20 protein-coding genes are annotated in these 18170 nt (G+C 67.9%); 6 read left to right on the top strand and 14 right to left on the bottom strand.

The window, feature by feature from the left end:
• Positions 1-8: 8 nt before the first annotated feature.
• From NQ204_RS13095 to NQ204_RS13075, 5 genes are read right to left on the bottom strand one after another with little or no spacing between them, the layout of a single operon-like run.
• Positions 9-602, bottom strand: coding sequence for a PH domain-containing protein (locus NQ204_RS13095; protein ID WP_116864752.1), 594 nt, complete (start codon positions 600-602; stop codon positions 9-11).
• Entirely contained in the window at positions 599-1888 is a 1290-nt protein-coding gene (locus tag NQ204_RS13090; RefSeq protein ID WP_116864753.1) for an alpha/beta hydrolase, read from the bottom strand. Before NQ204_RS13090 ends, NQ204_RS13095 begins: the two co-directional genes overlap by 4 nt.
• A 2-nt stretch (positions 1889-1890) precedes the next feature.
• Entirely contained in the window at positions 1891-2070 is a 180-nt protein-coding gene (locus NQ204_RS13085; protein ID WP_108768165.1) for a DUF4177 domain-containing protein, read from the bottom strand.
• Entirely contained in the window at positions 2067-2246 is a 180-nt protein-coding gene (locus NQ204_RS13080; RefSeq protein WP_079221055.1) for a type II toxin-antitoxin system antitoxin, read from the bottom strand. Before NQ204_RS13080 ends, NQ204_RS13085 begins: the two co-directional genes overlap by 4 nt.
• 43 nt (positions 2247-2289) lie before the next feature.
• The gene (locus tag NQ204_RS13075; protein WP_164074738.1) at positions 2290-3171 is read right to left on the bottom strand and encodes an SPFH domain-containing protein; all 882 of its coding nucleotides are present in this window, start codon (positions 3169-3171) and stop codon (positions 2290-2292) included.
• 132 nt (positions 3172-3303) lie between these two features.
• Between NQ204_RS13075 and purT the strand changes: the two genes are divergently transcribed.
• Entirely contained in the window at positions 3304-4491 is a 1188-nt protein-coding gene (gene purT, locus NQ204_RS13070) for a formate-dependent phosphoribosylglycinamide formyltransferase (protein WP_116864755.1), read from the top strand.
• Between the two features lie 92 nt (positions 4492-4583).
• Here the strand turns inward: purT and NQ204_RS13065 are convergent, their stop codons facing one another.
• Positions 4584-5798, bottom strand: a complete 1215-nt coding sequence (locus NQ204_RS13065) for an endonuclease/exonuclease/phosphatase family protein (RefSeq protein WP_256644087.1) — start codon at positions 5796-5798, stop codon at positions 4584-4586.
• A 38-nt stretch (positions 5799-5836) separates the two neighbouring features.
• Positions 5837-6592 carry an arginyltransferase gene (locus NQ204_RS13060; protein ID WP_116864757.1) on the bottom strand — a complete coding sequence of 252 codons (756 nt, stop codon included), beginning with the start codon at positions 6590-6592 and terminating at the stop codon, positions 5837-5839.
• 163 nt (positions 6593-6755) lie between these two features.
• Here NQ204_RS13060 and NQ204_RS13055 point away from each other — a divergent pair, with 163 nt between their 5' ends.
• Entirely contained in the window at positions 6756-7325 is a 570-nt protein-coding gene (locus NQ204_RS13055; RefSeq protein WP_256644086.1) for an EF-hand domain-containing protein, read from the top strand.
• Positions 7326-7376: 51 nt separating this feature from the next.
• On the opposite strand, the gene NQ204_RS13050 is transcribed toward NQ204_RS13055, so the two are convergent.
• The 4 genes from NQ204_RS13050 to NQ204_RS13035 all read right to left on the bottom strand — a co-directional run bounded on the left by NQ204_RS13050 (position 7377) and on the right by NQ204_RS13035 (position 11039).
• Positions 7377-8594: an RNA polymerase sigma factor gene (locus NQ204_RS13050; protein WP_256644085.1), complete on the bottom strand. Its 1218-nt coding sequence runs from the start codon at positions 8592-8594 to the stop codon at positions 7377-7379.
• 147 nt (positions 8595-8741) lie between these two features.
• Complete coding sequence (locus tag NQ204_RS13045) at positions 8742-9251, bottom strand: pathogenicity-like protein (protein WP_164075398.1); 510 nt, start codon at positions 9249-9251, stop codon at positions 8742-8744.
• 3 nt (positions 9252-9254) lie between these two features.
• Complete coding sequence (gene tesB, locus NQ204_RS13040; RefSeq protein WP_200752761.1) at positions 9255-10175, bottom strand: acyl-CoA thioesterase II; 921 nt, start codon at positions 10173-10175, stop codon at positions 9255-9257.
• A gap of 87 nt (positions 10176-10262) precedes the next feature.
• Positions 10263-11039, bottom strand: a complete 777-nt coding sequence (locus NQ204_RS13035; protein ID WP_256644084.1) for an enoyl-CoA hydratase/isomerase family protein — start codon at positions 11037-11039, stop codon at positions 10263-10265.
• A gap of 34 nt (positions 11040-11073) precedes the next feature.
• Here NQ204_RS13035 and NQ204_RS13030 point away from each other — a divergent pair, with 34 nt between their 5' ends.
• Positions 11074-11520 carry a copper chaperone PCu(A)C gene (locus tag NQ204_RS13030; protein WP_256644083.1) on the top strand — a complete coding sequence of 149 codons (447 nt, stop codon included), beginning with the start codon at positions 11074-11076 and terminating at the stop codon, positions 11518-11520.
• Positions 11521-11612: 92 nt separating this feature from the next.
• On the opposite strand, the gene NQ204_RS13025 is transcribed toward NQ204_RS13030, so the two are convergent.
• The 3 genes from NQ204_RS13025 to uvrA all read right to left on the bottom strand — a co-directional run bounded on the left by NQ204_RS13025 (position 11613) and on the right by uvrA (position 15848).
• Positions 11613-12362, bottom strand: a complete 750-nt coding sequence (locus NQ204_RS13025; RefSeq protein ID WP_256644082.1) for an enolase — start codon at positions 12360-12362, stop codon at positions 11613-11615.
• Between the two features lie 85 nt (positions 12363-12447).
• Positions 12448-12855 carry an acyl-CoA thioesterase gene (locus NQ204_RS13020; protein ID WP_116865286.1) on the bottom strand — a complete coding sequence of 136 codons (408 nt, stop codon included), beginning with the start codon at positions 12853-12855 and terminating at the stop codon, positions 12448-12450.
• Entirely contained in the window at positions 12855-15848 is a 2994-nt protein-coding gene (uvrA, locus tag NQ204_RS13015; RefSeq protein WP_116865285.1) for an excinuclease ABC subunit UvrA, read from the bottom strand. The genes NQ204_RS13020 and uvrA overlap by 1 nt, the downstream gene beginning before the upstream one ends.
• Before the next feature lie 313 nt (positions 15849-16161).
• Here uvrA and rplU point away from each other — a divergent pair, with 313 nt between their 5' ends.
• The 3 genes from rplU (at position 16162) to cgtA (ending at position 17981) form a co-directional block, all read left to right on the top strand.
• Positions 16162-16479 carry a 50S ribosomal protein L21 gene (gene rplU / locus NQ204_RS13010; protein ID WP_004148331.1) on the top strand — a complete coding sequence of 106 codons (318 nt, stop codon included), beginning with the start codon at positions 16162-16164 and terminating at the stop codon, positions 16477-16479.
• An 11-nt stretch (positions 16480-16490) separates the two neighbouring features.
• On the top strand, positions 16491-16754 hold the full coding sequence (gene rpmA / locus NQ204_RS13005; RefSeq protein WP_004148333.1) for a 50S ribosomal protein L27: 264 nt from the start codon (positions 16491-16493) through the stop codon (positions 16752-16754).
• A gap of 174 nt (positions 16755-16928) precedes the next feature.
• Entirely contained in the window at positions 16929-17981 is a 1053-nt protein-coding gene (gene cgtA / locus NQ204_RS13000; protein ID WP_079221070.1) for an Obg family GTPase CgtA, read from the top strand.
• Positions 17982-18170: the final 189 nt, after the last annotated feature.

Genomic DNA, 18170 nt, shown 5'->3' with positions numbered 1-18170 from the left:
CCCGCAGCTTACTGCGGTGGCGGGGTGGCAGCCACCTTGCGCAGCGCGTCCAGCAGGGCCTGCGGCCGGTCCAGGCTGAGCAGCAGGGTGCTGCCGCCGCGCACGGGAATGACCAGGGTCTGCTGGCGATCAGTGACCAGAGCAAAGCCCTTGCTGCCGCCCTGCAGCCGGAAGTGCCCCGAGTAGAAGCCCGGCATCGAGTAGCCGTTGGTCTTCATGTGCAGGCCATAGCGGCGGTCGCGGCCAAGGTCGACCACCTCGGCCTGGTCCAGCTGCATATGTGCCACCGGCGTGCGGCGACGGTACAGGGTCGAGCGCACGTCCAGCACATCGCCCGCCAGGCTGACCCGGCGGCGGAAGAACGCGACGCCCAGGCCCGCACCGATCAGCACCAGCGTCGCCAGGCTCCAGGCCGCGCTGCCCCACATCCGGAAGAACGGCGGCGACAGGGTGATCTCCATCCACGGCGCATCGGCGGGTGCGTCCTTCAACTCGGCCCAGACGCAGAGGGCAAAGACCACCAGCAGCGGACCGAGGACCCACAGCACGCGCAGCGGCGAACTCTCTGCAACGTCGAACGTGCGCGGATCGCTGCCGCTCATCGCTGTGCCTCCACCCAGTGCGCGACATCGGCGATCAGCGCCGGGTCAACGTGCCCGGGCTGGGCGTACTCCTTCAGCGAGCTCGGACCGCTGCCGGCCACGCCGATATGGTTGAGGGCCGGGTAGGCCTGCCACTGCACATCCTTGCGGCCCTGCAGTGCCTGCTTCCACAGCTGCCAATCGGCATCGGGTACCTGGAAATCGCGGCCACCGTGCAGCATCAGCAGCGGCGTGCGCAGTGCCTTGGCATCGGCCCGTGCGTTGACGGCTTCGATGCTCTTCCAGAACGTCTGCGGCACGCCCAGCGGCAGTTCGCTGGCGGCGACCGGCGCGCTGCCACGGGCGGCGGCGATCTGGGCGTCCAGCTTGTCCAGAAAGGCCTGTTCCGGCGCGCTGATGTCACCGTCCAGGCTGAGCAGGTAGCGGTTCTGCTCGGGCAGCAGTTCCAGCAGGGTGCGTGCCGGTGCCGCCCACAGGATCGCGCCGCGCGCCTGCCGCCAGCGGCTGGCGATACGCGGGGCCAGCATGCCGCCCTGGCTGTGGCCGAGCACGAACACGCGGCGGCCATCGATGCGCGGATCGGCGGCGAGCGCGGTCAGTGCGGCCACCGCGTCATCGGTGGTTTCGTCATCGACGGTGAAGCTGCCGCCCTGGAAATCCTGCGGGCGGGCGAGGGTGCGCTTGTCGTAGCGCAGCACCGCGATGCCCTGCGCGGCCAGGCCGCGGGCGATGTCGAGGAACGGGCGGCTGGCGCCGATCGTTTCGTCACGGTCCTGCGGGCCCGAGCCATGCACCAGCAGCACCGCCGGGAATGGCCCCTTGCCCTTCGGCAGGGCCAGCGTGGCCGGCAATGCGCCGCGCGCCTGCGGCACGCTGAAATCGGCCTCGCTGTAGTTCGCGTCGGCCGGCGGCGGCGCTGCCTTGGCTGCGGGGGCAGGGCGCAGCATCAGGCCGGCGACCTTGTCCTGCGCGTCCACCGCCACCTGCGCGACCACCGCACCGCTGGCGAACTGCAGCGGCACCTCCACCACGTGCACGCCCTGTTGCTCGCTGCTGTGGGCGGCGCCGCGCTGCTTCAGCTCACCCAGCGAGTGCCACAGCCCCTGCAGCTTGTCGGCCGGTACGGCGCGGGCCATCTGCGGGGTGAACATTGCTTCGGCCTCGGCCATGCGCCCGGCCTGCAGATGGTCCAGCAGCTGCGAGGCCACCTGCTGCGGCTCGGCGGCGAGGGCACCGCCGCTGAAGGCGGCCAGTGCGACGGCAAACAGGGAGGGGCGCAGGCGCATGGTTACTGCTCCTTCTTGAAGACCAGCATGGCCGGGCGCATCGGCGCCGGGATGATGATGTTGACCAGTTCCCAGCCGAGCTGTCCCTGGCGGCTCAGTTCGGCCTGGATGTCCTCCGGCTTCTGCAGGCCCATCAGCGACGTTTTGACTTCAACGGTCAGGTAGCTCCAACGCTTGCTCATTCCTTGTCCTCCGACGATGGCTTGGGTTTCGGCAGCCGTCCTGCCTTGCGCAGGGCGTCGCGCAGCACGTATTCGATCTGCGCGTTGAGGCTGCGCAACTCGTCGTCAGCCCAGCGCTGCGCGGCGGCCAGGACATCGGCGTTGATACGCAGCGGGTAGGCTTTCTTCTCACTCATGCAAGCTCCTGGCGGGGCGGTGGGGGCGCCCCGTTGCGAGGGTTCAGTACAGCGAACCAGCGTTGACGATCGGCTGGGTGCCGCGGTCCGAGCACAGCACGGTCAGCAGGTTGCTGACCATGTGCGCCTTGCGCTCTTCATCCAGCTGCACCACGCCGTTCTTCTGCAGTTCGGCCAAGGCCATTTCAACCATTCCCACCGCACCGGCGACGATGCGGGTACGCGCGGCGATCACCGCGTTGGCCTGCTGGCGCTGCAGCATCGCCTGGGCGATCTCGGCGGCGTAGGCGAGGTGGCTGATGCGCGCGTCGATCACCTGCACGCCGGCGTCGGCCAGGCGCTCGGCCAGCTCGTTCTTCAGGTGCTGGGAAATCTCGCTGGCGTGGCTGCGCAGGGCCAGCTGGCCCTCTTCATGCTGGTCGTACGGGTAGCTGGTGGCCATCGCGCGCAGGGCGGATTCGGACTGGATGTGCACGAAGCTCTCGTAATCGTCCACGTTGTAGACCGCCTCGGAGGCATCGATCACCTGCCAGACGATCACCGCGGCGATCTCGATCGGGCTGCCGTCCAGCTCGTTGACCTTCAGCTTGCCGCTTTCGAAGTTGCGCACGCGCTGGCTGACCCGGCGCTTGCTGTAGAAGGGGTTGTTCCAGCGCAGGCCGTTGTCCTTGACGGTGCCCACGTACTTGCCGAACAGGCTCAGCACCGCCGCCTGGTTGGGCTGCACGGTGTACAGGCCGGCCAGCGCGAAGATGGCCAGCGCCGCGATCACGATCCCGCCGAACAGCATCAGCAGGTTGGGCGAGCCGGCAGTCGCCTTGGCCGCGACGCCGAGCACGAACAGCCCGCCGCCAGCCAGTGCGACCAGCAGGGCGCCCGCCAGCATGCCCAGGCCGTTGAGGGAGGAGAGCGACTTCTCTTTCATGGCAGTACGTCCTTGAGGATTCGGTAAAAAGATATCAAATTGATATCAGTCCGCAAGTGCCGTTCGTCGGCTGGCCGGGGGCAGACCGGCTAGAATGCCCACCCGCCTTCACATCGCTGCCGGACCCCCGCCATGGCCAAGCTTGGAACCCCGTTGTCCCCCTCCGCCACCCGCGTATTGCTGCTGGGCTCGGGCGAACTTGGCAAGGAAGTGGCCATCGAACTGCAGCGCCTGGGCGTGGAGGTGATTGCCGCCGACCGTTATGCCGATGCCCCGGCGATGCAGGTCGCGCACCGCTCGCACGTGATCGACATGCTCGATGCGATGGCGCTGCGCGCGCTGATCGCGCAGGAGCAGCCGCACCTGGTGGTGCCCGAAATCGAGGCCATCCACACCGAGACCTTGGTCCAGCTGGAACAGGAGCAGGGCCTGCGGGTGATCCCGACCGCACGCGCCGCACGCCTGACCATGGATCGCGAAGGTATCCGCCGCCTGGCCGCCGAGACCCTGGGCCTGCCGACCTCGCCGTACCGCTTCGTCGATACCGAAGCCGAGTACCGCGCCGCCGTGGCCGCCATCGGCCTGCCGTGCGTGGTCAAGCCGGTGATGTCGTCCTCGGGCAAAGGCCAGAGCACCCTGCGCAGCGAAGCGGATATCGCCCCGGCGTGGGACTACGCGCAGACCGGCGGCCGTGCCGGTGCCGGCCGCTGCATCGTCGAAGGCTTCATCGATTTCGATTACGAGATCACCCTGCTGACCGTGCGCCATGCCGGCGGCACCTCGTTCTGCGCGCCGATCGGCCACCTGCAGAAGGACGGTGATTACCGCGAAAGCTGGCAGCCGCAGCCGATGTCCAGCGCCGCGCTGGCGCGTGCCGAAGAGATCTCGCGCGCGATCACCGATGACCTCGGTGGCTGGGGCCTGTTTGGCGTCGAGCTGTTCGTGAAGGGTGACGAGGTGTGGTTCAGCGAAGTCTCGCCCCGCCCGCACGACACCGGCCTGGTGACCCTGGTCTCGCAGGAGCTGAGCGAATTCGCCCTGCACGCGCGCGCGATCCTGGGCCTGCCGATTCCGGTGATCCGCCAGAGCGGTCCGTCGGCCTCGTGCGCGCTGCTGGCGCATGGCGAAGGCGTGCCGTACTTCAACAACGTGGCCGCCGCACTGCAGGTGCCGGACACCGCCGTGCGCCTGTTCGGCAAGCCGAGCGTGCATGGCCACCGCCGCGTGGGCGTGACCCTGGCGCGCGCCGGAACCATCGACGAAGCGCGCGCCATCGCGCGTGATGCCGCCGAAGCCATCGGCGTCGAACTGCGCCCGTAAAACGGTAGCGCCGGGCCATGCCAGGCGCCGCATTCCGGTGGGTACCGACCGTTGGTCGGTACGTTTTCCATGCAGTCGACTAACAGTCAACTCTACTTCACATCCACCCACACCAGGTGGTGGTCGCTGCCGTCGGCGATCTTCGCTTCCGGGCTTTCATTGGCCGGCCAGAAGATGCCGCTGCCGACGTACTCGAAGCCGGCCGAGGGCAGCACGTAATCCAGGCGCATGGTGCCGGACTTCGGGCCGAAATCGCCGGTGGCGTGGAACGGCGCGCCCTTGCGCAGGATGCCCTTGGCCGCATAGGCCAGGCTGGTCTGCTCGCCACCGACGCTGCGCGGGGTGGGGTAGCGCAGCACGCGCGGGTTCTCGATCAGGTTGACGATGGCCTCGTGGCGACCGTCGCCGTCCACCGGGTCGTTGTTCAGATCGCCGAAGATCACAAAGCGCGCATCCTGGGCCAGGCCGCCGCAGTGGCCCTTGTCATCGCACAGCCAGGGCTTGTCGCCGGCCGACAGGTATTCCTGCCACAGGCGCAGTTCGTCGTGGTTGCGCGCGGCATTGCGCTTTTCCGGGCCGTCGAACACCGGCGGCGTCGGGTGCGAGACCAGCGCGTGGACCACGCCGGCCGGGGTCTTCACCGGCACGTCCCAATGCGACTTCGAGGACAGGCGCAGCTGCGACCACACCTGGTCGTTGTAGAAGCTCTTGCCGGTGCGCGGGTCGACCGGACGGATCGCGCCGGGCATCGTGCTCCACTTCAGCAGCTGGAAGCTGCGCACCTTCGCTTCGTCGATCGGGTAGCGCGACAGCACCAGCATCCCGTACTGGCCCGGGTGCAGGCCGTAGCCCCAGGCGTCGTTGCCACGGCTGCGGCCTTCGCCGCCAACCGTGCCGTTGCCGTCCAGGTCCAGGCCGCTGGGCACGCCGGTGTTGACCGGGGCCAGGTAGCGGTAGGCGAAGTGCAGCGGCTTGCCGCCGCCGGGCTGGGCCACTTCCAGGTAGCGCTTCTGGAACAGGTCGGCGGCGCGGTGGGCGTCGTCGAAGTCGAATTCGTTCAGCAGCACCAGGTCCGGGCGCACCTGCTGCAGCACCGCGGCGATCTTGCGCGCATGCTCGCTGTTGCCTTCCAGTTCCTTGATCAGGCCACCGGCATCATCCGAATACAGCGAGGTGTTGTAGGTGGCGAGGCGCAGCGTCGAGGACGGCTTTTCGGTCATCGCAGGGGACTTGGCGAAGGCGGGGGCGCTGGCGCCGCAGAGCAGGGCCAGGGCGAGGATCAGGGGATGGCGGCGGGTGATGTTCATGGGCCGTATTGTGCACCCGGCCTGGTGTCAGCGGTTTGTCAGCGTCCGTCCAGATCGCTGTCGAAATCATGCCAGCGGCGGCCGTCATAGGCCTCCAGCGGGCGGTAGCGGCGCTTGTAGTCCATCTTCTGGTGGTCGCGGATCCAGTAGCCGAGGTACAGGTGCGGCAGTGCCTCGCGCCGGGCCCATTCGATCTGCTGCAGGATGGCGAAGGTGCCCAGCCCGCGCGCGGCATGGTCCGGGTCGAAGAAGGTGTAGACCGCCGACAGGCCGTGTTCGGTCACGTCGGTCACCGCCACACCCAGCAGCTGGCTGGGCTGGCCGTCATGGCCGGGCAGGCGCATCTCCAGGAAGCGGGTATGCGACCAGCTGCCGATCAGGAACTGCTCGAACTCGTGCGGTCCGTGGTCATCCATGCCGCCGTTGGCGTGGCGATGCGTCAGGTAGCGGTGGTACAGGTCGAACAGGTCCTGGCGCGGCATGGCGGCGGTGATGCGCACCTCCAGGTCGGCATTGCGCGCGGCGCAGCGGCGCTGGCTGCGGTCGGCGGCAAAGCGCGCCACCGGGATGCGCACGGCCACGCAGGCATGGCACTGCGCGCAGTGCGGGCGGTAGACCAGGTCGCCACTGCGGCGGAAGCCCCAGCTCAGGGCCAGCGGGTACAGCCCGCCCAGGCGGCGGTCCTGCGGGTCCAGCACCAGATCGCGCGCAACGCGGTCCGACCAGTACCCGCAGGGGTGCTCGCCGGTCTGGAACAGTCTCAGTTCGTCGTCTCTGTCGCCGTGGATCGCCATGGGCACAGCATAGCCCCAGCGTGTCGCAATGGCCGCGACTGTCCGCCGGATGAACGGAACTGGCAGCTGCGTCAACCGATGTCGTGGTCGGGCGTTGTTGTCTCCCGAGGGTGAAGTGATCACCTCGACGCAATGACGCAATCCCCTTATCAGGAGTGACTCTATGATCCGTACCCCCCTGCTGCTGGCCCTGCTGCTGGGCACCTCCGCCACCGGCATCGCCCTGGCCGCCGATACTCCGGCCGACCCGAATGCCCCGGCGCAGCGTCATGCCAAGCTGGACACCAATGGCGATGGCGTCACCGACCGCAGTGAAGCCGCCGCGAACCCGCGCCTGGCCGCGAAGTTCGACGAGCTGGACAAGAACAAGGATGGCAAGCTGTCGCGTGACGAGCTGCCGCGCTGGAAGCACGGCCGTCGTGGTGGCCCGGGCGCCTGGATGGCCAAGCTGGACGTGAACAAGGACGGCCGCATCAGCCGTGAGGAAGCGAAAGCCGACCCGCGCCTGGCCGCGCGTTTCGACCAGATGGACGTCAACAAGGACGGCTACCTGGACAAGGCCGACCGCGAGCTGCGCATGAAGCAGCACCGTGACGCCTGGTTCGCTGCCGCCGACACCAACAAGGACGGCCAGCTGAGCAAGGCCGAGTTCGATGCCGCCAAAGGCCCGATGCACGGTGGCCCGCGCCACGGCGGCCCGCGCGACGGTGGCGCACCGGCGCCGCAGCGCTGAGGGTCGACGCAGCGAATGACGACAACGCCGGCAGACTGCCGGCGTTGTCCGTTATACGTTTCCGCTGCGCATCAGCGTATACACCACCAGGGCGATCACGAAGACGTTCGCGCCGATGATGCCGGTGCGCCCGTAGACGGATTCGTATTGCCAGTTGGTTCCGCTGCGGCCGCGCCGCGCCGAATCACGCGCGATCATGGGGGCCATCACGCGCTGCAGCGGCACCAGACACTGGTAGTTCACCGTACCCAGGCCGATGACGAGAATGGCAAGTTGCAGCCACAGCGGCACCTGCAGCATCAGCGAAACCAACAGGCTGGTGCAGACGACCATCGCAGTGAACGTATTGAGGTGCACGAACCGTCGCACGGCCGCCCGTTCCTGCGGGGTGTCTGCGAAGCGCAGCAGGAAGCAGCCCCCCAGATAGCTGCCGATGATGCCACCGACGACGCCCCCGGCAACGGCGGCCCAGTTGCTGGCGGGAATCAGGTGCAGCTGGCTGGCAGCGGCGGTCAATGAACCCATGGCGGTACCTCCGGCGGCACTCACGCCGCCCAGGCCCAGCTTGCTGCCGCCCACGCCCACCCCGGTGCCCAGCAGGATCGCTGCGCTGGCCGTGCCCGGTGCAGCGATCAGCACCATCGACACCACCGTTGTCGCAAACGCGGCACTGGGCGCACTGCTGCGGGCGAAATCGCCGAAGCGCTGCAGCAGGCCGTCGCGCACCTGCGCGCGTGCACGTGACAGGCGCTTGCGCACGGCCGCATCGCTGAGTCCCAGCAGGTCAGCCACCTGCTGGGAGCGCTGGCCTTCGCGGTAGTAGAGCAGCAGCACTTCGCGGCTGTCGCTGGGCAGGGCCGAGATGATGTCCTCGGCGGCCACTTCTTCTTCCAGCCGCTGCAGGCGGTCGGCGGCACCCGGCGTCGGGTCGGCGGCGATGCCCAGCGCGACCTCGGCGGCGTCGCCGGTCAGCGGGCGGCCGCGCTGCGCGCGCAGCCAGTCGCGGGCCAGGTTGCGGGTGATCTGCCGCAGCCAGGGCAGGAAGCTGGTCGAGCTGCGCAGCTGGTGCAGCTGCTGCCAGCCCTTCACAAAGGCCTCCTGGGCGATGTCCTCGCTGGCCTGGCGGTCGCGGGTGATCGCCAGGGCGATGGCGGTGACCGTGTTCTGGCAGGCCACCACGATGCGCCCATAGGCGTGCTGGCAGCCAGTGCTGGCCGCCGGCAGCTCGCGTTCAAGCGTCTCGTCGATCGTTGCAGCGAAAGTCGTCATGGCGGCAGCTCCTGCTGGGATTGTGTCCCAAGACGGAGCTGCGCGCCTGATGTGACCGGTTCGCGTCCCGGTAGCGCCGGGCCATGCCCGGCGGCTCATCTGCCAGGCCGCTGTGCTCGCCGGGCATGGCCCGGCGCTACGTGCGCGTTACGTCGACGGCTGGATGCGGACGCGGACTTCTTCCTCTTCCGGCGGCGCCTGCGGGGCCGGTTGCGCCTGCTGCGGCTGGGCCTGCGGGGCCGGGGCCGGTGCGGCGGGAGCCGGGGCGCCGCGGTGGCGCAGGCCGATCACCAGCGCCACGCCGGCGATCACCACCAGCAGGGCGATGCGGATGCGCCAGGCCCAACCGCGGCCACTGCCGGTGGTCTCGGCTGTATCGCGGAAGGCAAATTCGGCGGTCGGGTGGTCGCGGCGGGTGGTGTCGAGCAGGCGTGCGTCACGCAGGATCTCGCGTGCACGCGGCTGGTCGTCGGCACGCACGATCCACACCGCCGGGTAGCCCTGACTGTTGCCCAGGTCGGTATAGCTGAACTGGCCACGGCGACGGGTCTTGTACGAGCGGCCGTTGGTCACCTTCACTTCGATGTCGTGGCTGCGCAGCAGCTCGGCCACGCCCTCGACGGTTTCCACGCGCTGGCTGCTGAAAATCTGGCGCATTGCTTACTCCTTGGCCGGCACGGCGGCCGCGGCATCCTGGTCCGGCACTACGCGGATCAGGCCTTCCTGGGCGGTGCTGGCCACCAGCACGCCATCACGGGTGAAGAACTGGCCGCGGGCCAGGCCGCGCGAATCCTGCGCGCTGGGGCTGTCCAGCGAATACAGCAGCCAGTCGTCGGCGCGGAACGGGCGGTGGAACCAGATCGCGTGGTCCAGCGAGGCCATCTGCACGTGCGGATGGTAGTAGCTGATGCCGTGCGGGAAGGTGGCCGTGCCCAGCAGGTGGAAATCGGAGGCATAGGCCAGCAGCGCTTGGTGCAGCTCGGGCGCGTCGCCGACCGGTTCGCTCAGGCGCAGCCACACCTGGTGGTAGGGCGGGCGCTTGGGCGGGTTCAGTTCGTCGCGCGGGTAGACGTGGCGGAACTCGAACGGGCCGCCGCGGGAAAGCCAGCGCTGCACCTTGATCGGCAGCCGCTCCAGCACCTCGGCCGGCAGCGGACGGTTTGGTTCGATGTCCTCCGGCTGCGGCACCTCGGGCATCTTGTGCTGGTGCTGGGCGCCGGTCTCGGCCTGCTGGAACGAGGCCGCGCAGAAGAAGATCACCTTGCCGTGCTGGATCGCGGTGACCCGGCGCACGGAGAAGCTGCCGCCATCGCGGGTACGGTCCACGTCATAGACGATGGGGTGGTCGATGTTGCCTGCGCGCAGGAAATAGGCGTGCAGCGAGTGCACGTGGCGGCCGTTGTCGACCGTGGCCTGCGCCGCCGCCAGTGCCTGGCCCAGCACCTGGCCACCGAACACGTACTTGGTGCCGATGTCGCGGCTCTGCCCGCGGAACAGGTTGTCCTCCAGCCGCTCCAGGGTGAGCAGGTCGATCAGCTCGGAGACGACGGGTTCGGGCGTGTCGTTCAAGGGGGCGGCCACAGCAGTGAAGAAGGCTCGATTATACCGGTCAGGGGTCGGATCCCTTTCGCTTTGCGAAAGGGCTCTGACCCCGGGCGGGGGCGGCCGTTATTTGCCCAGCCTCGCCACCAGCGCCTGCAGGGCATTCTGCGCATCCGGCGCGAACCAGGCCTCCACGAACCGGTCCAGCTGGATCAGGTCCGGGTGCAGGGCCTCCTGCAGGTCGGCACGGGCCACCGCGCGGGTCAGCAGCATCGGCTGGCGCGGCTGCTTCAGCAGGTTCTGCAGCCAGGCGATGGCGCGGGCCACCACCAGTTCGCCGTCGGCGAGTTCATCGACCAGGCCGATCTGCAGCGCCTGCTCGGCCGGCACCAGCGCGCCCGTGGCGAGCAGGATGCCGGAACGGTGCACGCCCACCGCGCGGCGCAGCAGGCGCTGGATGCCTTCCGGCGCCACCAGGCCCACCTGCACCTCGTTCAGGCCGATGGCATAGGGGCGTGCCGGGTCGGCACTGCGCGCCATCACCCGGTAGTCGCAGCACAGCGCCAGCACGCAGCCGCCGGCCGGCGCATGGCCGGTGATGGCCGCCACCACCGGGATACGGCTCTCGGCCACGCTGCGCACCGCGCCGAAGAAGGCGTTCCAGCTGTCCAGCAGCTTGTGCTTGTCATCACCGTGGGAGAGCAGGTGCGGCACGTCCATGCCACCGGTGAAGACCCGGTCGCTGCCCGACAGCACGATGCCGTGCGCGTCCTCGGCCATCGCCAGCTCGATGGCGTGGATCAGCTGCCGGCACAGCTCGGTGTCCAGTGCGTTGACCGGTGGCCGCGCCAGGCGCAGTTCGCGGATGGGGCCATGGTTGATCACCTCGATGAGCGTCGTCATGCTGCGGTCTCGTTGCGGACAGGAATCTGAGGCGATGATAACCAAACCATTCGTTGGCGTATTGTTGCTGCTGTGTGCGGGGGCAGCATCGGCGGCGACCGCCGTGCCCGCCTGCGTCACCGTGCAGCAGGGCTGGGCGCGCCTGCCGCCAAATCCGGCCATGCCGATGACCGCCGGCTACGGGGTGATCCATAACGGCTGCGCGACAGCGGTGGCCATCAGCGGCGCACGCAGCGCCAGCTTCGGCGACGTATCGCTGCACGAAACCACGATCGTCGATGGGGTCAGCCGCATGCGTGCGGTCGAGCGGCTGCCGCTGGCACCGGGTGCGCGCGCCGAGCTCAAGCCGGGCGGCCTGCACCTGATGCTGATGGAGGGCAAGGGAGCGCTGAAGGAAGGCCAGGTCGTGCCGCTGCAGCTGCAGCTGGAGGGCGGTGGCGAAGCCAGCGTGACGTTGACGGTGCGCAAGGCTGCGCCGTAACGCGTCGCCCGTTCCGCCGGGCATGGCCCGGCGCTACCGGTGATGATCCGGCGGTCATGCTTGGGTAGCGCCGGGCCATGCCCGGCGGTGTTCTACGACCAGTCGTACGTAAACAGAACCGTACGGCTGTGCGGTTCGTAGAACATCACGATGGCATCGGCGCCAGCCGCGACCCGGTTGCTGGCCGGCACGCTTGCCACATGGAAGAAGGGCTGGCCGTCGCGGGTCAGTTGCAGGCCATCGTCGGGCAGCTGGCTGCTGTCATTGCGGAAACGCAGGCTGCCGCGCTGCCGGTAGCCGGCCAGATCCTGCAGCTGGAACGCCGCAGGCAGCGGGGCATAGCCGGACCAGTTGCCGAACCAGATCGGGCCGCCCAGCTGCTGCAGCCATGCCTGTTCGTCCAGCTCGCCCTCGCCGTAGCGCGAGCAGCTGGCCAGGCGCCCGTGCTGCTGGAAATACGCACGCGCCTTGGCATGGCTCTCGCGCATTTCCACCATATGGGCGCGGGCCTCGTCGCCATCCACGGCTTCACCCAGGAAGTATTCCTGCGTGCCAAGGAAGCGCATGCGGTTGTCCGCGGTCAGCGCGAAGGCGATCCAGTTGATGCCGGTGAACGCGTTGTGGTGTGCGGTGGTGTCGTCACCGATGCAGCCTTCATACGGCTCGATCGGGCACAGCATCGTCGCCACCTGGCCAGCCAGCTCAGGCCGCAGCACGCCCAGGTCAATGTTCAGCAGCGGCAGCAGGTGCTGGCCGAGCCAGGCCTGGTCGGCGGGAAAGACATCGGCGGGGAAGGGGACCATGCCGGGCAGCAGGTCGCGCAGTCCGGTGTGGTGGATCATCTCAGTCCTTTGAATTGCAACGGTAGCGCCGGGCCATGCCCGGCGGACCAAACGCCGACCAAGGTCGGCATCTACCAGAAGCGGATCAGCTCGACGCGTTGCGGATCGCGTCCGGCAGCGGGGCGCTCTTGCCGGTCTGCGTATCCATCCACACCACCACCACGTTGCCGTCCGAATACAGCTTCGTATCGTCCTGCTGGTCGACGATGCGGTGGCCGATGGTCACGCTGCTGTTGCCCAGGCGCTCGACGAACAGCTCGACCAGGATGTCGTTGGGCCACACGATCGGCAGGCGGTAGTTGACGTTGGTCGCGGCCACCACCGGTGCGATGCGGTCGGTCATCGACACGCCTTCCACGCCCAGCATCCAGCGCACGCGCGCTTCTTCCAGGTAGGAAATGTACTTGGCGTTGTTGACGTGGCCCATGCTGTCCATGTCACGCCAGCGCACGCTGATCGGGATGCGGGCCAGGATCTTGTGTTCGCTGCTCATCAGGCGTCCTTCTTCTTGGTCGTGCTCTTGCTGGCCTTGCCGGTGCTTTTGGCGGCCACGGCCTTCTTCGCCACCTTGGCCGGCTTCTCAGGCTTCACCTTGCGCGGCGGGCGGGCGTCGGGCTTGTTGGCCACGGCGGCCGGCTGCTCCGGGCGCGCGCTGGTCGAGGGCAGCATGCGGGCCAGGAACTGGCCGGTGTACGACTGCGGGCAGGCCGCTACGTCTTCCGGCGTGCCGGTCACCAGGATGGTGCCACCGCGGTGGCCGCCTTCCGGGCCGAGATCGACGATCCAGTCGGCGGTCTTGATGACGTCCAGGTTGTGCTCGATCACCACCACCGTGTTGCCTTCGTCGCGCAGCTTGTGCAGCACGCCCAGCAGCGCTTCGATGTCGTGGAAGTGCAGGCCGGTGGTCGGCTCGTCGAGGATGTACAGGGTGCGGCCGGTATCGCGGCGCGACAGTTCCTTGGACAGCTTCACGCGCTGCGCTTCACCACCGGACAGCGTGGTCGCGCTCTGGCCCAGCTTGATGTAGCTCAGGCCCACGTCCACCAGCGTTTCCAGCTTGCGGGCGATCGACGGCACCGGTTCGAACAGCCTCAGCGCATCTTCGACGGTCATTTCCAGCACGTCGTTGATGTTGTAGCCCTTGTACAGGATCTCCAGCGTCTCGCGGTTGTAGCGCTTGCCGTGGCAGACGTCGCAGGGCACGTACACGTCCGGCAGGAAGTGCATCTCGACCTTGATCAGGCCATCGCCCTGGCAGGCCTCGCAGCGGCCGCCGCGCACGTTGAAGCTGAAACGGCCCGGCGAATAGCCGCGCGCACGCGCTTCGGGCACCTGCGCGAACAGCTCGCGCAGCGGGGTGAACAGGCCGGTGTAGGTGGCCGGGTTCGAGCGCGGGGTGCGGCCGATCGGCGACTGGTCGATGTCCACCACCTTGTCGAACAGGTCCAGGCCATCGATCTCCTTGTACGGGGCGATCGGGTGCGAGGAACCGTTGATCTCGTTGGCGGCCAGCGAGAACAGGGTGTCGTTGATCAGGGTCGACTTGCCCGAGCCGGACACGCCGGTCACACAGGTCAGCAGGCCCGACGGAATCGCCAGGTCCACGCCCTTCAGGTTGTTGCCGCTGGCACCGCGCAGGTGCAGGGTCATCTTCGGGTTCGGCTTGTGCCGGCGCTCCGGGATCTTGATGGAACGCTTGCCCGACAGGTACTGCCCGGTCAGCGAGCGCGGTGCATCCAGCAGATCCTGCAGGGTGCCCTGGCCGACGATCTCGCCGCCATGCACGCCTGCACCCGGACCGATGTCAAGCACATAGTCGGCCAGGCGGATCGCATCCTCGTCATGCTCGACCACGATGACCGTGTTGCCGAGGTCGCGCAGGCGGGTGAGGGTGCCCAGCAGGCGTTCGTTGTCGCGCTGGTGCAGGCCGATGGACGGCTCGTCGAGCACGTACATCACGCCGACCAGACCGGCGCCGATCTGGCTGGCCAGGCGGATGCGCTGTGCTTCGCCACCGGACAGGGTGTCGGCCTTGCGCTCCAGGGTCAGGTAATCCAGACCGACGTCGACCAGGAAGCCCAGCCGCTCGCCGATTTCCTTGACGATCTTCGCGGCGATCTCGCCGCGCCAGCCCGGCAGGCTCAGCTCGCTGAAGAACTTCAGTGCTTCGTCGATCGGCAGCACCACCAGCTCCGGCAGCGGGCGGTCGGCCACGAACACGTTGCGTGCGGCCCGGTTCAAACGCGCGCCGTTGCATTCAGGGCAGGCGTGTTCGCTGATGTACTTGCCCAGCTCTTCCTGCACCGCCGCCGACTCGGTTTCCTTGTAGCGGCGTTCCAGGTTGGGAATGATGCCCTCGAAGCGGTGCTTGCGCTGGGTGCGGCCACCGGCTTCGGTGAAGTAGGTGAAGGTGATCGCATCATCGCCGCTGCCGTAGAGCACGGCCTGCTGCACTTTGGCCGGCAGCGAGTTCCACGACGCATCGACGTCGAACTTGTAGTGCTTGGCCAGCGAAGCGATCAGCTGGAAGTAGTAGGCGTTGCGACGGTCCCAGCCGCGCACCGCACCGGCGGCCAGCGACAGTTCCGGGTGCACCACCACGCGCGCCGGGTCGAAGAACTCGGCCATGCCCAGGCCATCGCAGCCGGGGCAGGCGCCCATCGGCGCGTTGAAGGAGAACAGGCGCGGTTCCAGCTCGGGCAGCGAGTAATCGCAGACCGGGCAGGAGTACTTGGAGGAGAACAGGGTTGGCGCGGTCTCGGCGTTGTCCAGGCTCTGCACCGAGGCCATGCCGTCGCCCAGCTTCAGCGCGGTCTCGAAGCTCTCGGCCAGGCGCTGCTTGATGTCCTCGCGCGGGCGGAACCGGTCGATCACCGCTTCGATGGTGTGCTTCTGGCGCAGCGCCAGCGGCGGCACCGCGTCGATTTCATACAGCTCGCCGTCCACGCGCACGCGCACGAAGCCCTGCGCACGCAGCTGGTCGAAGACCTGCGCATGCTCGCCCTTGCGGTCGCGGATGACCGGGGCCAGCAGCATGTAGCGCTGTTCCGGGTCCAGGGTCAGCACCTGGTCGACCATCTGGCTGACCGTCTGCGCCTCCAGCGGGTAGCCGTGGTCCGGGCAGCGCGGGGTGCCGACGCGGGCGTACAGCAGGCGCAGGTAGTCGTAGATCTCGGTGATGGTGCCGACGGTCGAACGCGGGTTGTGCGAGGTCGACTTCTGCTCGATCGAGATGGCCGGGGACAGGCCCTCGATGTGGTCCAGGTCCGGCTTTTCCATCACGCTCAGGAACTGCCGTGCATAGGCCGACAGCGACTCGACGTAGCGGCGCTGGCCTTCTGCATAGATGGTGTCGAACGCCAGCGAGGACTTGCCCGAGCCGGACAGGCCGGTGATCACGATCAGCTTGTCGCGGGGCAGGTCGAGGTCGATGTTCTTGAGGTTGTGCGTCCGCGCGCCGCGGATGCGGATGAAATCCATCGCCATGGGGGATCCGGTTATGGGGGGCGTTGGCTGGGTGCCGGGCCAGCAGGGGGACGGGCAATCGGTCAGCCTACCGAGGTGACCAGATGGGGGCAATGGGCGACAATGCCAGCCCGGTGTCTCACCTCATGAGACAAGGCTTTATGAAGGGGTCAGATCCCTTTTCACGGCGTGAAAAGGGATCTGACCCCGTTCCGTTCCGGGCCGCCCAGGGGTTGACTTGACCGGCGCCCATTGATCTGCGTACAATCCCGCTCCTGTCCGCCCTCGTTGGCGACAGTCCATAGACCACAATAACTACAGAGGAAGTCTGGTCATGTACGCAGTACTGGTCACCGGCGGTAAGCAATACCGCGTGGCGCAGGGCGAAAAGCTCCGCATTGAAAAGCTCGAAGTCGAAGTCGGCAGCGAGATCAAGTTCGACAACATCCTGCTGCTCGGCGACAGCGATGGCATCAAGATCGGCGACGCTCTCAGCGGCGCAGCGGTCACCGCCACCGTCCTGTCCCAGGGTCGTGCTGACAAGGTCCGGATCATCAAGTTCCGTCGCCGCAAGCACCACATGAAGCGTCAGGGTCACCGTCAGTACTACACCGAAATCGAGATCACCGGCATTGCCGGTGGCAGCAAGTAAGGAGATAGGTCATGGCACATAAAAAAGGCGTAGGCTCTTCGCGCAACGGTCGCGACTCCAACCCGAAGTACCTGGGCGTCAAGATCTTCGGTGGCCAGGCCATTGAAGCCGGCAACATCATCGTGCGTCAGCGCGGCACCCAGTTCCACCCGGGTTCGGGCGTCGGCCTCGGCCGCGACCACACCCTGTTCGCCCTCGTGGACGGCAAGGTGGAGTTCTCGGTGAAGGGCGCCAAGAAGCGTCGCACCGTCAGCGTCGTGTCGGTCGAAGCCTGATAAGGCTGGACTGGCGGCCATGCCGTGGCATGGCCCTGCTGGTCGAATCGCACGCTGCATGAAGAGCCCCGCTTCGGCGGGGCTTTTCGTTGGAATCAGTGGTACAACGGGCACGGCCCGACATTCAAGCAAGGCGGCGGCACGCAGGCCGCGCCCATCGCAGGCATCGAAACAATGAAACTGGTAGACGAAGCAGAAATCGAAGTGTTCGCCGGCAACGGCGGCAACGGCTGCATTGGCTTCCGTCGCGAGAAGTTCATTCCGCTCGGCGGCCCGGACGGCGGCGACGGCGGTGCGGGCGGCAGCGTGTACATCCGCGCCGACGAAAACCTGAACACCCTGGTCGACTTCCGCCATGACCGCATCTTCAAGGCGCAGCGCGGCGAGAACGGCATGGGCCGCCAGGCCTATGGCAAGGGCGGCGAAGACCTGACCATCACCGTGCCGGTCGGCACCGTGATCATCAACGTGGCCACCGACGAAATCATCGGCGACCTGACCCAGCACGGCGACCGCCTGCTGGTGGCGCAGGGCGGCCGTGGCGGCCTCGGCAACATGCACTTCAAGAGCTCGACCAACCGCTCGCCGCGCCAGGCGCTGCCGGGCGAGCCGGGCGAAGAGCGCACGCTGAAGCTGGAGCTGAAGCTGCTGGCCGACGTCGGCCTGCTGGGCTTCCCCAACGCCGGCAAGAGCACCCTGATCCGCGCCGTCTCGGCGGCAACGCCGAAGGTGGCTGATTACCCGTTCACCACGCTGTACCCGAACCTGGGTGTGGTGAAGGTGGAGAACTACCGCAGCTTCGTCATCGCCGACATTCCGGGCCTGATCGAAGGCGCGGCCGACGGTGCCGGCCTGGGCGCGCAGTTCCTGCGCCACCTGCAGCGCACCCGCCTGCTGCTGCACCTGGTGGATATCTCCCCCATGGAAGGCGGCGTGGAAGGCATTTCCCCGGTCGAGCAGGTGCGTGCCATCGAGCGCGAGCTGGAAAAGCATGACCCGGAGCTGCTGCAGAAGCCGCGCTGGCTGGTGCTGAACAAGGCCGACCTGATGTTCGAGGACGAGGCCAAGGCCGCGGCCGAGCAGATCGTCGCCGAGCTTGGCTGGAAGGAGCCGTGGTTCTTGGTGTCCGCGCTGGGCCGCGAAGGCACCTTCCCGATCATGAGCCGGGTCATGGCCTTCTTCGATCGCCAGAAGGAAGACGAACTGGAAGCCCGCAACGCGCTGTGATGGCGTCGTGGTTCCGCACGAAAAACCCGGCCTCGGCCGGGTTTTTTGTGGACTGCCGCTTTTCTGTAGAGGCGCGGGCCCCCCCCGGGGGGGCCGCGCCCCCCCCCCCCCCCCCGGGCGCGGGGCTTTATGTGGGTCTGGGCCCGGCCACAAAAACCCCGCCGGGGGCGGGGGGGGTTGTTTGTGCCC

Origin of the sequence: Stenotrophomonas testudinis, assembly GCF_024499815.1 — a bacterium.
GTDB lineage: Bacteria > Pseudomonadota > Gammaproteobacteria > Xanthomonadales > Xanthomonadaceae > Stenotrophomonas.
Note: the sequence above shows the minus strand (reverse complement) of the source record. Positions and strands in the feature narration are given on the sequence as shown.

Coding starts and splice junctions, on each gene's coding strand:
- NQ204_RS13095 (WP_116864752.1), bottom strand. CDS start 602: ATGAGCGGCAGCGATCCGCGCACGTTCGACGTTGCAGAGAGTTCGCCG.
- NQ204_RS13090 (WP_116864753.1), bottom strand. CDS start 1,888: ATGCGCCTGCGCCCCTCCCTGTTTGCCGTCGCACTGGCCGCCTTCAGC.
- NQ204_RS13085 (WP_108768165.1), bottom strand. CDS start 2,070: ATGAGCAAGCGTTGGAGCTACCTGACCGTTGAAGTCAAAACGTCGCTG.
- NQ204_RS13080 (WP_079221055.1), bottom strand. CDS start 2,246: ATGAGTGAGAAGAAAGCCTACCCGCTGCGTATCAACGCCGATGTCCTG.
- NQ204_RS13075 (WP_164074738.1), bottom strand. CDS start 3,171: ATGAAAGAGAAGTCGCTCTCCTCCCTCAACGGCCTGGGCATGCTGGCG.
- purT (WP_116864755.1), top strand. CDS start 3,304: ATGGCCAAGCTTGGAACCCCGTTGTCCCCCTCCGCCACCCGCGTATTG.
- NQ204_RS13065 (WP_256644087.1), bottom strand. CDS start 5,798: ATGAACATCACCCGCCGCCATCCCCTGATCCTCGCCCTGGCCCTGCTC.
- NQ204_RS13060 (WP_116864757.1), bottom strand. CDS start 6,592: ATGGCGATCCACGGCGACAGAGACGACGAACTGAGACTGTTCCAGACC.
- NQ204_RS13055 (WP_256644086.1), top strand. CDS start 6,756: ATGATCCGTACCCCCCTGCTGCTGGCCCTGCTGCTGGGCACCTCCGCC.
- NQ204_RS13050 (WP_256644085.1), bottom strand. CDS start 8,594: ATGACGACTTTCGCTGCAACGATCGACGAGACGCTTGAACGCGAGCTG.
- NQ204_RS13045 (WP_164075398.1), bottom strand. CDS start 9,251: ATGCGCCAGATTTTCAGCAGCCAGCGCGTGGAAACCGTCGAGGGCGTG.
- NQ204_RS13035 (WP_256644084.1), bottom strand. CDS start 11,039: ATGACGACGCTCATCGAGGTGATCAACCATGGCCCCATCCGCGAACTG.
- NQ204_RS13030 (WP_256644083.1), top strand. CDS start 11,074: ATGATAACCAAACCATTCGTTGGCGTATTGTTGCTGCTGTGTGCGGGG.
- NQ204_RS13025 (WP_256644082.1), bottom strand. CDS start 12,362: ATGATCCACCACACCGGACTGCGCGACCTGCTGCCCGGCATGGTCCCC.
- NQ204_RS13020 (WP_116865286.1), bottom strand. CDS start 12,855: ATGAGCAGCGAACACAAGATCCTGGCCCGCATCCCGATCAGCGTGCGC.
- uvrA (WP_116865285.1), bottom strand. CDS start 15,848: ATGGCGATGGATTTCATCCGCATCCGCGGCGCGCGGACGCACAACCTC.
- rplU (WP_004148331.1), top strand. CDS start 16,162: ATGTACGCAGTACTGGTCACCGGCGGTAAGCAATACCGCGTGGCGCAG.
- rpmA (WP_004148333.1), top strand. CDS start 16,491: ATGGCACATAAAAAAGGCGTAGGCTCTTCGCGCAACGGTCGCGACTCC.
- cgtA (WP_079221070.1), top strand. CDS start 16,929: ATGAAACTGGTAGACGAAGCAGAAATCGAAGTGTTCGCCGGCAACGGC.